Origin of the sequence: Pseudomonas sp. Ost2, assembly GCF_018326065.1 — a bacterium.
In the GTDB taxonomy this organism is placed as follows: domain Bacteria; phylum Pseudomonadota; class Gammaproteobacteria; order Pseudomonadales; family Pseudomonadaceae; genus Aquipseudomonas; species Aquipseudomonas gingeri.
On record NZ_AP021904.1, the window covers coordinates 5,422,202 to 5,435,801 of the forward strand.

Genomic DNA, 13,600 nt, shown 5'->3' on the forward strand with positions numbered 1-13,600 from the left:
CTTATAAATTCGTGGAAGCGCCCGCCGCAGCGTAGTTCTGGTAGCTCTTCATCGTTTTTGCTATTTGCGAAATCTTGCTGGCGTAGTCCGGGTCGGTTGCATACCCGGCCTTTTGCAGCTCACGTACAAACTGTTCTGGGTTATCGGCCGACTTCAGCACATCTTGATAGCGATTGTTGCTTTGCAGCATCGTCACCAGATCGTGGAAGCTGTCCTGGTAGGACGCGTAGGAACGGAAGTCCGCCGTCTCCTTGACCATCTGCCCATTCCTGAATTCGCTGGTGATCGCCCGGGCCTGTGGCCCCTGCCAGCTGCTGCCGGTCTTGATGCCGAACAGGTTATGACTGCTGCTGCCGTCCTGCTGGCGCATGACCGACTTGCCCCAGCCGGTTTCCAGGGCCGCCTGGGCCACCAGGTAACGCGGATCGACACCGATGCGCTGGGCCGCCTGCTGCGCCATGGGCAGCATGGTGGCGACAAATTCATCCTGGGAACTGAACGCCCGCTTGGCCGGTGCCAGCGGTGGCTGGGCCACGGCACGCCCGTAGACCTGCATGGTCCCGGTCGGCATGGCCAGCCAGTCACCATTGACCACGCCATCGCCAGCGGCAGGCGTGCGTTGCGGCAGGACATTCCTGGCCTGCGCGGCCTGGGCGCCATCCACCGACGGGACGAGCCCGGCCAGCAGGCGATCCGCCAACTTGCTCGGCAATGCCAGGCGTCGCGCGTTGAGCTTGGCCACATCGTTGCGCATCGTGCCGTCGGCAGTGTTCTGCGTGCCGACCCGTGACGCCCACAACACATGCTGGCCGTTGGAACGCACGAACGGCGAACCTGGCGTCGCCGTCGCGGTGCCCGCGGCAATCGGTGTCTCGACCGGTTTCTCGATCGCGTCCGCAGGCGGTCCGGCCTTGAGCCCGCTGTCGGATGGCCGCGAGGATTTTTCCTTGGACATCTGGCGCATCAAGACATCGGCCAGACCGATACCACCACCCTGGCGGGACATGGTCACCGCCAGTTGCTGGTCATACATTTCCTGGTACTGCTTGGCCGCCGGGGTATTGAGCGGATTGTCCTGGCCCAGCACTTCGGTGGCCGAACGCATGGACTTGAGCATCTGGCTGAGAAACAGCGACTCGAATTCCTGCGCGACCTTGCGCAGGTTGCCGTCGCTGTTGCGATCGCCGACCTTCAGGTTGTTCAGGCGATTGAGGTCGGTATAGGCCCCCGAGTCGCTGGTACTGACGATCCCGCTCTTGCGAATATCCACCATGGAAACGGCCTCAGATCACAATCAGGTCGGCTTGCAGCGCGCCGGCCTGTTTCAAGGCTTCGAGGATCGCCATCAGGTCGCCCGGCGCCGCTCCCACCTGGTTCACCGCCCGGACGATTTCGTCCAGGGTCGTGCCAGGGCCGAACTTGAACATCGGCTTGGCTTCCTGCTGGGCATTGACCCGCGAGCGTGGGACCACGGCCGTGGTGCCATTGGACAGCGGGCCCGGCTGGCTGACGATCGGGTCCTCGGTGATGGTCACCGTCAGGCTGCCGTGGGTCACCGCCGCCGGCGAGACCTTGACGTTCTGGCCGATCACGATGGTGCCGGTGCGCGAGTTGATGATGACCTTCGCCACCGCCTGCCCCGGATCGACCTCGAGGTTTTCCAGGATCGACAGGTAGTCGACACGCTGGCTCGGATCCAGTGGCGCGGTGACACGAATCGAGCCGCCATCGATGGCTTGTGCCACGCCAGGGCCGAGCATGTCGTTGATCTTGTCGACAATGCGCTTGGCCGTGGTGAAGTCGGAGCGGTTGAGGTTCAGGGTCAGGCTGTTGCCCTGGTTGAAACCACTCGGTACCGCACGTTCGACGGAGGCACCGCCAGGAATACGACCGGCCGACGGAACGTTGACGGTGATCTTCGAGCCGTCACGGCCCTCGGCGTCGAAACCACCCACCACCAGGTTGCCCTGGGCGATGGCGTAGACGTTGCCGTCGATCCCCTTCAGCGGCGTCAGCAGCAAGGTACCGCCTCGCAGGCTCTTGGAGTTGCCGATGGAAGAAACGGTGATGTCCACCACCTGGCCCGGCTTGGCGAAAGCCGGCAGGTCGGCACTGACCGAGACCGCCGCGACGTTCTTCAACTGCACGTTGCCGGAACCCGGCGGCACCTTGATGCCGAACTGCGACAGCATGTTGTTGAAGGTCTGCAGGGTGAACGGGGTCTGGGTGGTCTGGTCACCCGTACCGTTGAGGCCGACCACCAGGCCATAACCGATCAACTGGTTGGAACGCACGCCGGAAATGCTGGCGATGTCCTTCAACCGCTCGGCCTGGACACCGAAGGCGGTGGACATCAGCAGCACAGCCGCCATCAGATGCTTGAAGTTGAACATGGTCATCGGCACCTAGAAAGGCCAGAGCGGGCTGAGGAAGAAACGGTCGAACCAACCCGGCTGGCTCGTATCGGCGAAGGAGCCGGTCCCCGAATAGGTGATGCGCGCATCGGCCACCCGGGTGGACGGTACGGTGTTATCGGTGGCGATGTCGTCGGCCCGGACCAGGCCGGCAATCCGCACCAGCTCGTCGCCGGTGTTGAGGGTCATCCACTTCTCGCCGCGTACCGCGATGATGCCGTTGGGCAACACATCGGCCACGGTGACGGTGATCGAACCGGTCAGGCTGTTGCTCTGGCCGGCCTTGGAAGTACCGTCGGTGGCACGGGTGCCGCTGTAGCCGGCGTTCAGGCTCAGGTCACCGCTGCCCAACGGGTTGTTGGTATTGGGGGTGCTGCCAAACAGCGAGGTCAGGCCGATGTTGGTGGCGCTTTTCTTCGACAGGTTGGAGTTGGCGTTCTTGCTCGCCTGGGTCGCCTCGTTCAGGGTGATGGTGATGATGTCACCGACCCGGAATGCCTTGCGGTCGCCATACAGGTTCTGCTCGAAACCGGCCTGGTAGATCGAACCGTTGTTCGCTGCCGCCGGCAACGGGGTGCGCGGCAACACCGGCGCATAGTAGGGGTCGTTGGGCTTGGGCGGCGGACTCACGCACCCTGCCAGCGCAGCAATCCCACTCAGCGCGAGAACAGAAAACAACCGATTCATGACCCTTACCTCACGGTGTTGCAGGCGACCCTCAGGCCGCCTCATAGACTTGATTACAGATTCTGCGCGACGAACGAGAGCATCTGGTCGGCGGTGGAAATCACCTTGGAGTTCATTTCGTAGGCACGCTGGGTGGTGATCATGTTGACCATCTCTTCCACGGTGCTGACGTTCGAGGTTTCCAGGGTGCTCTGCTCGGTGGTACCGAAACCGTTGAGCCCCGGCGTACCGACCTGTGGTGCGCCGCTGGCGGCGGTTTCCAGGAACAGGTTGCCGCCCACGGCCTGCAGGCCGGCGGGGTTGATGAAGTCGGCGGTCTGCAGGTTGCCGATCACTTGCGAAGCCGGGTTGCCGGCGACGGTGATCGACACGGTGCCGTCCTTGCCCACGGTGAAGGTCTGGGCGTTGTTCGGGATCACGATCGCCGGCTCCAGGGCAAAGCCGCTGGCGGTGACGATCTGGCCGTTGTTGTCCAGGTGGAAGGTACCGTCACGGGTGTAGGCCGTGGTGCCGTCCGGCTGCAGGATCTGGAAGAAACCGCGTCCGTTGACCGCCATGTCCAGCGGCTGGTCGGTGGTCTGCAGGCTGCCGGCAGCGAAGTTCTTCTGCGTGCCGACGATGCGCACACCGGTACCCAGTTGCAGGCCGGACGGCAGTTCGCTGTCCTGGGTCGACTGGGCGCCAGGCTGACGCTTGATCTGGTACAGCAGGTCCTGGAATTCGGCGCGATCACGCTTGAAGCCAGTGGTCGAGACGTTGGCCAGGTTGTTGGAAATGGTGGTCAGGTTGGTGTCTTGCGCCGCCAAACCTGTTTTTGCAACCCATAGTGCCGGAAGCATTCTGTTCTCCTTCGCGCGCCTGTTTTACGGCGCTACGTTGTGGTGATTAGCTGATCTGCAAGACCCGAGCCATTGCCTGGTCATCGTCTTTGGCGGTGTTCATCATTTTGATATGCAGCTCGAATTGCTTGGACAAAGCCAGCACCGAGGTCATTTCCTCGACGGCATTGACGTTGCTCGCCTCGAGGAAACCGGAGACCAGCTTGACGTTGGCATCGACCACCGCCGGCTGGCCGTCCTTGGTATGGATCATCCCGTCCAGGCCCTTGGTCATGTTCTTCAGGTCAGGGTTGACCAGCTTGATGCGGTCGACCACCGCCACCACACGCGGGCCTTCACCCATGGCGCGGATACTGATGGTGCCGTCCTCGCCCACTTCGATCTTCGACTCGGGCGGCACGGCGATCGGCCCGGCATTGCCCATCACCGGCATGCCGTTGCCGGCGCGCAATACGCCCAGCGCGTCAATATTCATGCTCGCGGTACGCACGTAGCCTTCGCTGCCGTCGGGAGCCTGCACCGCCACCCAGCCGTCGCCGCCCACGGCCACGTCCAGGTCACGACCGGTTTCCTGCATCGCGCCCGGAGAGAAGTCGGTTGCCGGCCGCTCGGACATGGCAAACGCACGCGCCGGAAAGACGTCACCGAACACCGGCATCGAGCGGGCCTGTTCCAGGTCACGCTGAAAGCCGCTGGTAGAGATGTTCGCCAGATTGTTGGCATGAGCCTTTTGCGCCAGAGCATTCTGGCTGGCGCCGGTCATTGCCACGTAAAGGTACTTGTCCACAGTCTTTCCTCTTTCTGATGGACGTTTGCCGCCCACCGCTGTACTGCGAGAGCCCTAGCAATTTCTGCACCAACTTGTTTTTTGAACAACACAACCCAACAGGGCCGGGGCCCGAGCAACAAACATGGGTTTTGCGCATGCCGGCTAGAGACGAAAAAACGGCGGAGTTATGCCGCTGGCGGCAAGTATCAGTCGGGTTACACATCGATCAAGCATTAAAGCGCCAATCGGGAACGGACCTTGCAAGCCCCAGCAGCAAGTGACTGATTTCAGTTTGCCAAGGTGCTGCCGACACCTAGATCAGCCAGAGTATTCAGGAGGGCTACCGTGAACCTGTACATCAACCAGCTACAGAAAAAGGCCGACTTCAAAGAAGCCATCTATTCAGGATCGGTATTCCTGGACACCCAACTGGCGGCGACCAGGGAACTCTGTGGCTTCGCCAAGGAAAGCATCACGGCAGCGTTCGACGGTGAAACCGATCACCAGTCGCTGCACAAGATGATGGCCGTCGAAGAGTTCGTCAGCCGGGTGACCCGCCTCAAGGGCCAGTTCACCAACAGCCAGCGCGTCAAGGACCTGATCCTCGGTTTCATCCATGAGATCGGCCTCGACCCGCGCGAATACATTTTTGACGTTCCGCGCCTGCGGGTCGTCCCCAATTACAATTACCTGCACGCCGGTGTCAGCTACGCCTACAAGCCGCACCGCGATACCTGGTATGGCAGCGTCGACTGCCAGATCAACACCTGGATGCCGGTCTACACCATCGCGCCGGAACAGACGATGATGATCAACGCCGCCTACTTCGACAAGCCGGTGCTGAACACCTCGAAGGACTGGAGCCTGAACGACTGGATCAACAACCAGCGTCACAAGGCCAAGGACAACCTGACCGAAGAGGTCCGCGTGCACCCCGTGCCACTGGGCGATATCGACGGTTCGTCGGAAGTCCGGATTGCCGGCAACACCGGCGAGATGCTGACCTTCTCCGGCTCCCACCTGCACGGCACCGTGCCCAACTACACCGAGCAGACCCGCTTCAGCGTGGACTTCCGCCTGATGCACCTCGACGACCTGCTGCACAAGCGCGGCGCGCCGAACGTCGACAGCGCCTGCCCGGACGTCGGGGCCGGCTTCAAAGATTACTTCCACGCCCACGACTTCTCGAATTTCCAAGGAATCTACCAATGACCAAGCGCCGCCTCACGCCTGCCGAAGCCGAATACAACGAAACCCGTGCCGGTGTACTCAAGCGGGTCGATGCCGAGTATGTGGCCGATGCACCGTTCGTCTTCGCCAACCGCATCAACGTGACCGCCGCCCTATCGCGCATGGAACTGTTCAAGAAAGTCATGGATATCCCTGGCGCGATCGTCGAGTGCGGCGTGTACAAGGGCAACTCGCTGATGCTCTACATGCACCTGTCGATGATCCTCGAACCCTACGCGATCAACCGCTCGATCGTCGGTTTCGACACTTTCGAAGGCTTCACCAGCATCAACAAGGACGAAGACCCGGCCGATATCAACGAGACCATGTTCTCCGATACCGACCAGTCGCTGATCCAGGACATGATCAATGCCAACGACCTGCTGCGCCCGGTCAATCGCATCCCACGCTGCGAACTGGTGAAAGGCGACATCTGCAAGACCGTGCCGGAGTTCGTCAAGACCCGTCCGGACCTGGTAGTGGCCATGCTGATCCTCGACACCGACCTGTACGAGCCGACCAAGGTCGCGCTGGAAACCTTCCTGCCGTACATGCCAAAGGGCGCCATCGTGGTTCTCGACGAAGTCGCCTACCGCAACTTCCCGGGCGAAACCAAGGCGCTGCGCGAAGTGTTCGACATGAACAAGATCGAACTCAAGCGCCTGCCGTTTGACTCATGCGTGGGTTACTTCCACATCTGATCGACATGTGGATCTGATTGGTGTGGGGCGGAGCGGCTTCGCGAGAGAGCCCCCCGAGGCTGCTGAAAGCTCCGTTCCCACGCCGGCCTACTCCTGCTTGCCAACGTCATGGGCCTTCAGCTTGTTGGCAATGGTGGTATGGGAAACCCCCAGCCGCTTGCCCAGCAAACGACTGCTCGGATGCTCCGAATACAGGCGCTCCAGCACCGCCTTCTCGAACCGCCCGACAATCTCGTCCAGCCCGCCCTCCAGGGAAAAGTCCCCCAGGGGCTGGCGTACGCCGTAGTCCGGCAGGCGGATATGCTCGACCTTGACCAAACCGCCGTCACACAGCGAAACCGCCTGGAACAGCACGTTCTCCAATTGCCGGACGTTTCCCGGCCAGTGGTAATGACTCAGGCGCTCCATGGCCGCCGGTGCCAGTTTCGGCAACGGGCAACCGATCTGCCGGCTGGCCTGGTCGAGGAAATGCTCCACCAGGGGCGTCAGTCCGTCCAGGCATTCGCGCAGGGGCGGGATGTGCAGCGACAACACATTGAGACGGTGATACAGGTCCTGGCGAAACTCGCCCCGGGCGCACAGTTCCGACAGGTCGACCTGGGTGGCGCAGATCACCCGTACATCGAGATAAACCTCTTCGTCGCTGCCGACCCGGCGGAAACCGCCATCCTGCAGAAAGCGCAGCAGCTTGACCTGCAGGCGCGGGCTCATCTCGCCGACGCCATCAAGAAACAGCGTGCCGCCGGCCGTCAGTTCCAACAGCCCGAGCTTGCCTTCCGCGCGTGCGCCCTCGAAGGCGCCAGGCCCATAGCCGAACAGCTCGGTCTCGGCCATCGACTCCGGCAACCCCGCGCAATTGAGCGCCATCAACGGTGCCTGGCCACGCGGACTGGCCAAGTGACAGGCGCGCGCCAGCAGTTCCTTGCCGGTACCGGTCTCGCCCTCGATCAACAGCGGCGCATCCAGCGGCGCCATGCGCCGGGCTTCGCGCACCACCGCCGCCATTACCCGCGAGCTCTGGAAGATACTGTCGAATCCACGCAACTCCTGCTTGCGCACGTTGTAGATCCGCTCCCCCAACTGATCGGCCCGGTGCAGCGTCAACACCGCGCCGGCCATCGCCTCGCTGTCGTCATGTTCCGATTGCAGGGGGGCGATATCCGCCAGAAAGATGTCACCCTTGACCTTGACCCGCAGGCCATTGATCCGCGACTTGTTGGCCCGCACCAGTTCCGGCAGGTCGAAGTCCGGCGCATAGCGGGACAAGGCAATCCCCGGCACCTCGTCGACCCGCACACCGAGCAACTGGGCGGCCGCCCGGTTCGCCGCGACGATCGAGCCACCCATGTCGATGGACAGCACCGGGAACTCCAGCGCCCCCAGCAGCGCGTTGAGTTCCATATGCCGGCGCTCGCTGGGCATCAAGCCGACCCGCTTCACACCAAACACACCGGCGATGGTCTCGAACTTCGGTCGCAGGGCCTGGAACTGCAGATTGATCAGGTTCGGGCAATGCAGGTAGATGGCATTGCCCTGGTCACCGCCGACCTCGCCCCGGGCCACGTTGATGCCGTAGTCCACCAGCAGGTTGAGAATGTCGCGAAGGATGCCGATGCGGTTCTGGCAATGCACTTTGATACGCATGGAAAGACCCAGGAAGGTGGTCGGGACTGCATCGCGGGGGTTCTTCCGCCCGATTCCAGGCAATTTTTTTCGTTGCCTTGCAGTTTTTCGTAAAGATTACGTGACGGATATCCACTTCGTCATCCCGCGCAAGCCCCGTCATCTCGACAAAAGCCGATATTCGTAACGAATACTTTACGATTTAACCACCCGAGGCTCGCTAGCTTGGCCCCCACCCCCGATGCATTTCCTGCCGGCGCGGATCAACACTAGGGACAACGCTGGACATAACAAGAACGATCCCTCTAGCAGGAGAGCTGTATGAAGCAGACGCAATACGTGGCTCGAGAGCCCGATGCGCAAGGGTTTATCGACTACCCGGCCGCCGAACACGCGGTCTGGAACACCCTGATCACCCGTCAGTTGAAAGTGATCGAGGGCCGCGCGTGCCAGGAATACCTGGACGGCATCGAAAAGCTCGGCCTGCCCCATGACCGGATTCCGCAGTTGAGCGAAATCAACGCCGTCCTGGCGGCCACCACCGGCTGGCAGGTGGCCCGGGTACCGGCCCTGATCCCCTTCCAGACCTTCTTCGAGTTGCTGGCCAACAAGCAGTTTCCGGTGGCCACCTTCATTCGTACCGAAGAAGAACTGGACTACCTGCAGGAACCGGACATCTTCCACGAGATCTTCGGCCACTGCCCGCTGCTGACCAACCCCTGGTTCGCCGAATTCACCCACACCTACGGCAAGCTCGGGTTGCAGGCCAGCAAGGAACAACGGGTCTACCTGGCGCGCCTGTACTGGATGACCATCGAGTTCGGCCTGGTGGACACCCCGCAGGGCCGGCGCATCTATGGCGGCGGCATCCTCTCTTCGCCCAAGGAGACGGTGTACAGCCTGTCCGACACGCCCGAACATCAACCGTTCGATCCGCTCGAAGCCATGCGCACCCCGTATCGCATCGACATCCTGCAGCCGATCTACTTCACGCTGCCGAACCTCAAGCGGTTGTTCGACCTGGCCCACGAGGACATCATGGGCATGGTCGAGCAAGGGATGAAGCTGGGCCTGCACGCCCCGAAATTCCCACCCAAACCCAAGGCTGCCTGATCCGCGGCTTTTGCCATTATCTGAGCCTTTCTCGCCCGTGCACTTTCACCGAGCATGGGCGGGTGGCGTCCACCGAACAAAAACGAGCCACAGGAATACACCATGAACGCCTTGAACCAAGCCCACTGCGAAGCCTGCCGCGCCGATGCTCCACAGGTCAGCGACGAAGAACTGCCGGTGCTGATCAAACAGATTCCGGACTGGAATATCGAAGTTCGCGACGGCATCATGCAGTTGGAGAAGGTCTACCTGTTCAAGAACTTCAAGTTCGCCCTGGCCTTCACCAATGCCGTCGGCGAAATCTCCGAAGCCGAAGGCCATCATCCGGGCCTGTTGACCGAATGGGGCAAAGTCACCGTCACCTGGTGGAGCCACTCGATCAAGGGCCTGCACCGTAACGATTTCATCATGGCGGCACGCACTGACGAGGTCAGCAAATCCGCCGAGGGCCGTAAATAATGCATTTCACCGCCATCGCGCGCGTCCCTGGCGATCCGATTCTCGGGTTGCTGGAGGCCTATGCCCAGGACCCCAACCCGGCCAAGTTCGACCTCGGCGTGGGGGTCTACAAGGACGCCCAGGGCCTGACGCCGATCCTGCAGTCGGTCAAGCTGGCCGAGCAGAAGCTGGTGGACGGGCAGATGACCAAGTCCTATATCGGCGGCCATGGCGACCTGCGTTTCGGCAGCCTGTTGACCGAACTGGTCATGGGCGCCGACTCGCCGCTGATCGCCGGCCAGCGTGTCGGTGCCACCCAGACACCGGGCGGCACCGGTGCCCTGCGCCTGAGCGCGGACTTCATCGCCCACTGCCTGCCCGGGCGCGGCATCTGGCTCAGCGATCCGACCTGGCCGATCCATGAAACCATCTTCGCCGCCGCCGGCCTGAAGATCAGCCACTACCCCTACGTCGACGCCAACAACCGCCTGGACATCGAGGGCATGCTGGCCGCCCTGGAGCAGGCTCCCCGAGGCGACGTGGTGCTGTTGCACGCCTGCTGCCACAACCCGACCGGTTTCGACCTGTCCCACGACGACTGGTACAAGGTGCTGGATATCGTCCGCCGCCGCGAACTGCTGCCGCTGATCGACTTCGCCTACCAGGGCTTTGGCGATGGCGTGGAGCAGGATGCCTGGGCCGTGCGCCTGTTCGCCCGGGAACTGCCGGAAGTGCTGATCACCAGTTCCTGCTCGAAGAACTTCGGCCTGTACCGCGAGCGCACCGGCGCCCTGATCGTCTGCACCGCCGACGCCGACAAGCTGCTGGATGTCCGTAGCCAACTGGCCGCCGTGGCGCGCAACCTGTGGTCCAACCCGCCGGATCATGGCGCGGCGGTGGTCATGACCATCCTTGCCGATCCCCAGCTGAGAAGCCTGTGGGCCGACGAAGTGGAAGCCATGCGCCTGCGGATCGCGCAGTTGCGCAGCGGCCTGGTCGAAGCCCTCCAGCCCCATGGCCTAGCGGAACGCTTCGCGCATATCGGCGTGCAGCGCGGAATGTTCTCCTACACCGGTCTGTCGCCTGCCCAGGTCAAGCGCCTGCGCGACGAGTACAGCATCTACATGGTCAGCTCCGGCCGCGCCAACGTCGCCGGTATCGACGCGACGCGTCTGGATGCATTGGCCCAGGCGATTGCGGCGGTGTGCAAGGACTGACACAACGACAGGCTCTGGCCGGACCCGGTCCTGCGGGAGCCGGCTTGCTGGCGATGAACGATAACGCGATCTGTCTGAAAGGCCGCAGTGTCTGCATCGCCAGCAAGCCGGCTCCTACCGGTTCAATCGTGCCCTCGCGATCAGACCAGGCTTGATGCCCAACGGAGTCACGACCCCTTTTCGATCAGCTTCCCGAAGGCCTCCAGCTCGCCCTTCTCCAGGTCCGAGACGAGGATGAAGCGCAGATGATCGCGTCGCCACGCCACCACGTTGTATCCCCGCAAAGACAGACTCTCCAGCGCCCGATCAGACTCGGTTGTCGGCAGGACAAACAGGTTGATGGTGTGCCTGGCATGCCGATACGCCAACGCAGCGGCGGTCTGGTGTTGCAGGTAATCCAGTCGTCCGCCCAGCAGCGGATACCCCTGGGCCGCATAGTCGAAGACCGGTGGCGCGAAATCGAGCTTGCCAGTGAACCAGGGTTTCACCGTATGCCGGTCGGAAGACACCACATCGTTCAAATGCTCGGCCATCAGCGAACGCACATGACTGGACACCGCTTCATCCAGCCAGGGTTGCTCGGCGGACGGCGTCACCACGTAGAGCATGACCGCGAGACTCAACGCCAGGGTCGAAAACGCCGGCGCCCACCAGCGCCCCGATAACGCCCGCAGTCCCTGCATGAAACCCGCTGCCGCCGAAGGGCGCGTCGGGGCAGCGCCCAGCAGGCTCAGGTTCAAGGCCTCGGGAGCACGGTAATAAGGCGCCCGCTTCCTGACATCGTCGATCAATTGACGAGCCTGCTCATGCCGTCGCGCGCACTGCTCGCAGCCCGCCAGATGCCCGGCCACCCGCGTCGTGGTCGCCGCATCCAGTTCATGGTCGAGGTAGCCATGGATCAACACCTCACAGGTCTTGCAGTCGAGGTCATTCATAAGGGTGCAACTTCAGCAGTTCGCGCTTGAGCATCGCGCGGGCCCGGGCCAGCCGTGACATGACGGTGCCCAAGGGGATATCGACGATTCTCGCTATGTCCTTGTAGGGCATGTCTTCCAACTCCTTGAGGACGATCACTTCGCGAAACACCGGTGCCAGCGCCAGCAGCGCCTGGCGGACCTGCTCGGTCGCCTGGGCCTGGACGATCCTGGATTCGGGGCCGTGCACATCGGCCAGCGCTGGATCGTCCTGCAGCCACTCCTCGTCGATGGCCACCCAGCGCGCGCCCATCGAAGTCCTCAGCCAGTTGTAGCTTTCATTGCGCACGATGGTCAGGAACCAGGCCCTGGCATTGCCGTCGACAAAGCGGTGCTGGAACTTGAAGGCTCTGAAGGCACTTTCCTGGACCACATCCTGCGCAGCGCTGTCACTGTCGGTGAGCCAGCGCGCGAGGTTATAGGCCGCATCCAGATGCGGCGCGAACAGCGCCTCGAATCGCGTCATAGTGGCTCCGATACCTTTGTTCCTGTAACGGTGAAAGGTTGTGTTTTATTCCCGAAAGAATTTTCTTTTTTTCTGGAATAAAGCCCCGCGCCGCCCGGTTTTACAGATGTGAGCTCAATCACTGTAGACCGCCAGCGAGGGCGTTCCCATGGACCTGCACCCGATACCCCACGACAAACGTACCGACGGCCCGCTCGACCCCGCCCGCCGGAGCCTGCTCAAATGCTCGGCCTGGGCCGGCGCCGGCGTTCTCTGGGCGCTGAGCGGCGGGATTCCGCGCGCCTTTGCCCTGGACCAGAACGGCCAACCCACGGACCCGGCCGCGCTGGCCGCGAGTTTTCACTTCGTGCAAATCAGCGATTCGCATATCGGTTTCAACAAGGAAGCCAATCCCGAGCCGGTGAAAACCCTGCAGGTGGCCATAGACAAGGTCATCGCATTGCCCAGGCGGCCATCACTGATCCTCCACACCGGGGATATCACCCACCTCAGCAAGCCCGAGGAGTTCGACACCGCCGCGCAACTGCTCAAGGCGCTGCCCGCGACCGTGCACTATGTACCGGGCGAACACGATACCCTCGACGAGGGTGGCGGCCAGCTCTACCTGCAGCGCTACGGCAAGGGCACCAGGGGCAATGGCTGGTACAGCTTCGATGACCATGGCGTGCACTTCATCGCGCTGGTCAACGTGTTCAACTTCCAGGCCGGCCACGAGGCCAACCTCGGCGCCGACCAGCTCGCCTGGCTGGCCGATGACCTGCGCGCGGTGGCGACCAGCACGCCGATCGTGGTGTTCACCCATATTCCGTTGTGGACCATCTACCAGCCCTGGGGCTGGGGGACCGAGGACGGCGACCAGGCCATTGCCCTGCTGCGCAAATATGGCTCGGTGACCGTGCTCAACGGCCATATCCACCAGGTGATCCAGAAGGTCGAAGGCAATATCACCTTTCACACCGCGCGCGGTACCGCCTACCCGCAACCGGCGCCGGGAGCCGCGCCGTCACCGGGACCGATGACAGTCGCCGCCGACCAGTTGCGCAATTATCTTGGGATCACCGATATCCGCGCGACACAAGGCGCCCACCCGTTGGCGCTGATTGACTCGACACTGATCTGAGGAGAAAAG

Annotated in this window: 14 protein-coding genes; 6 read left to right on the plus strand and 8 right to left on the minus strand. The window is 62.4% G+C overall.

Annotated elements, in window-relative coordinates; all coding sequences use genetic code 11:
* Window position 1: 1 nt before the first annotated feature.
* From flgJ to KI243_RS23760, 5 genes are read right to left on the minus strand one after another with little or no spacing between them, the layout of a single operon-like run.
* Window positions 2-1,270 (minus strand): flagellar assembly peptidoglycan hydrolase FlgJ, encoded by a 1,269-nt coding sequence (gene flgJ, locus KI243_RS23740; RefSeq protein ID WP_177088657.1) that lies wholly within the window; start codon window positions 1,268-1,270, stop codon window positions 2-4.
* Between the two features lie 13 nt (window positions 1,271-1,283).
* Window positions 1,284-2,393, minus strand: coding sequence for a flagellar basal body P-ring protein FlgI (locus KI243_RS23745; RefSeq protein WP_042934662.1), 1,110 nt, complete (start codon window positions 2,391-2,393; stop codon window positions 1,284-1,286).
* A gap of 12 nt (window positions 2,394-2,405) precedes the next feature.
* Complete coding sequence (gene flgH, locus KI243_RS23750) at window positions 2,406-3,101, minus strand: flagellar basal body L-ring protein FlgH (RefSeq protein ID WP_042934630.1); 696 nt, start codon at window positions 3,099-3,101, stop codon at window positions 2,406-2,408.
* Between the two features lie 53 nt (window positions 3,102-3,154).
* Window positions 3,155-3,940 (minus strand): flagellar basal-body rod protein FlgG, encoded by a 786-nt coding sequence (gene flgG, locus KI243_RS23755; RefSeq protein WP_042934631.1) that lies wholly within the window; start codon window positions 3,938-3,940, stop codon window positions 3,155-3,157.
* A 46-nt stretch (window positions 3,941-3,986) separates the two neighbouring features.
* Entirely contained in the window at window positions 3,987-4,727 is a 741-nt protein-coding gene (locus KI243_RS23760; RefSeq protein ID WP_042934632.1) for a flagellar basal body rod protein FlgF, read from the minus strand.
* 327 nt (window positions 4,728-5,054) lie between these two features.
* On the opposite strand from KI243_RS23760, the gene KI243_RS23765 reads away from it, so the two are divergent.
* Window positions 5,055-5,921, plus strand: a complete 867-nt coding sequence (locus KI243_RS23765) for a hypothetical protein (protein ID WP_177088525.1) — start codon at window positions 5,055-5,057, stop codon at window positions 5,919-5,921.
* A complete protein-coding gene (locus KI243_RS23770) occupies window positions 5,918-6,640 on the plus strand; it encodes a TylF/MycF/NovP-related O-methyltransferase (protein WP_017124463.1) in 723 nt (240 codons plus the stop codon). Before KI243_RS23765 ends, KI243_RS23770 begins: the two co-directional genes overlap by 4 nt.
* Window positions 6,641-6,727: 87 nt before the next feature.
* Here the strand turns inward: KI243_RS23770 and KI243_RS23775 are convergent, their stop codons facing one another.
* Window positions 6,728-8,284 (minus strand): sigma-54-dependent transcriptional regulator, encoded by a 1,557-nt coding sequence (locus KI243_RS23775; protein ID WP_177119697.1) that lies wholly within the window; start codon window positions 8,282-8,284, stop codon window positions 6,728-6,730.
* Window positions 8,285-8,584: 300 nt separating this feature from the next.
* On the opposite strand from KI243_RS23775, the gene phhA reads away from it, so the two are divergent.
* From phhA to KI243_RS23790, 3 genes are all read left to right on the plus strand, one after another.
* Window positions 8,585-9,376, plus strand: coding sequence for a phenylalanine 4-monooxygenase (gene phhA, locus KI243_RS23780; protein ID WP_017124465.1), 792 nt, complete (start codon window positions 8,585-8,587; stop codon window positions 9,374-9,376).
* Window positions 9,377-9,478: 102 nt separating this feature from the next.
* The gene (locus KI243_RS23785; RefSeq protein WP_177060318.1) at window positions 9,479-9,835 is read left to right on the plus strand and encodes a 4a-hydroxytetrahydrobiopterin dehydratase; all 357 of its coding nucleotides are present in this window, start codon (window positions 9,479-9,481) and stop codon (window positions 9,833-9,835) included.
* Window positions 9,832-11,031, plus strand: coding sequence for an amino acid aminotransferase (locus tag KI243_RS23790; RefSeq protein ID WP_178991947.1), 1,200 nt, complete (start codon window positions 9,832-9,834; stop codon window positions 11,029-11,031). Before KI243_RS23785 ends, KI243_RS23790 begins: the two co-directional genes overlap by 4 nt.
* A 167-nt stretch (window positions 11,032-11,198) precedes the next feature.
* Here KI243_RS23790 and KI243_RS23795 read toward each other — a convergent pair whose 3' ends face one another.
* Both KI243_RS23795 and KI243_RS23800 read right to left on the minus strand, forming a co-directional pair.
* On the minus strand, window positions 11,199-11,966 hold the full coding sequence (locus KI243_RS23795; protein ID WP_212809974.1) for an anti-sigma factor: 768 nt from the start codon (window positions 11,964-11,966) through the stop codon (window positions 11,199-11,201).
* Window positions 11,959-12,471 carry a sigma-70 family RNA polymerase sigma factor gene (locus KI243_RS23800; protein WP_017124469.1) on the minus strand — a complete coding sequence of 171 codons (513 nt, stop codon included), beginning with the start codon at window positions 12,469-12,471 and terminating at the stop codon, window positions 11,959-11,961. The genes KI243_RS23795 and KI243_RS23800 overlap by 8 nt, the downstream gene beginning before the upstream one ends.
* A 148-nt stretch (window positions 12,472-12,619) precedes the next feature.
* On the opposite strand from KI243_RS23800, the gene KI243_RS23805 reads away from it, so the two are divergent.
* Entirely contained in the window at window positions 12,620-13,591 is a 972-nt protein-coding gene (locus tag KI243_RS23805; protein WP_177119695.1) for a metallophosphoesterase, read from the plus strand.
* The last annotated feature ends 9 nt before the right edge of the window (window positions 13,592-13,600 follow it).

What these genes read in the sequence shown, in the direction of transcription:
- KI243_RS23745 (WP_042934662.1), bottom strand. Translation starts at nt 2,393, where the DNA reads ATGTTCAACTTCAAGCATCTGATGGCGGCTGTGCTGCTGATGTCCACC.
- flgH (WP_042934630.1), bottom strand. Translation starts at nt 3,101, where the DNA reads ATGAATCGGTTGTTTTCTGTTCTCGCGCTGAGTGGGATTGCTGCGCTG.
- flgG (WP_042934631.1), bottom strand. Translation starts at nt 3,940, where the DNA reads ATGCTTCCGGCACTATGGGTTGCAAAAACAGGTTTGGCGGCGCAAGAC.
- KI243_RS23770 (WP_017124463.1), top strand. Translation starts at nt 5,918, where the DNA reads ATGACCAAGCGCCGCCTCACGCCTGCCGAAGCCGAATACAACGAAACC.
- KI243_RS23775 (WP_177119697.1), bottom strand. Translation starts at nt 8,284, where the DNA reads ATGCGTATCAAAGTGCATTGCCAGAACCGCATCGGCATCCTTCGCGAC.
- phhA (WP_017124465.1), top strand. Translation starts at nt 8,585, where the DNA reads ATGAAGCAGACGCAATACGTGGCTCGAGAGCCCGATGCGCAAGGGTTT.
- KI243_RS23785 (WP_177060318.1), top strand. Translation starts at nt 9,479, where the DNA reads ATGAACGCCTTGAACCAAGCCCACTGCGAAGCCTGCCGCGCCGATGCT.
- KI243_RS23795 (WP_212809974.1), bottom strand. Translation starts at nt 11,966, where the DNA reads ATGAATGACCTCGACTGCAAGACCTGTGAGGTGTTGATCCATGGCTAC.
- KI243_RS23800 (WP_017124469.1), bottom strand. Translation starts at nt 12,471, where the DNA reads ATGACGCGATTCGAGGCGCTGTTCGCGCCGCATCTGGATGCGGCCTAT.
- KI243_RS23805 (WP_177119695.1), top strand. Translation starts at nt 12,620, where the DNA reads ATGGACCTGCACCCGATACCCCACGACAAACGTACCGACGGCCCGCTC.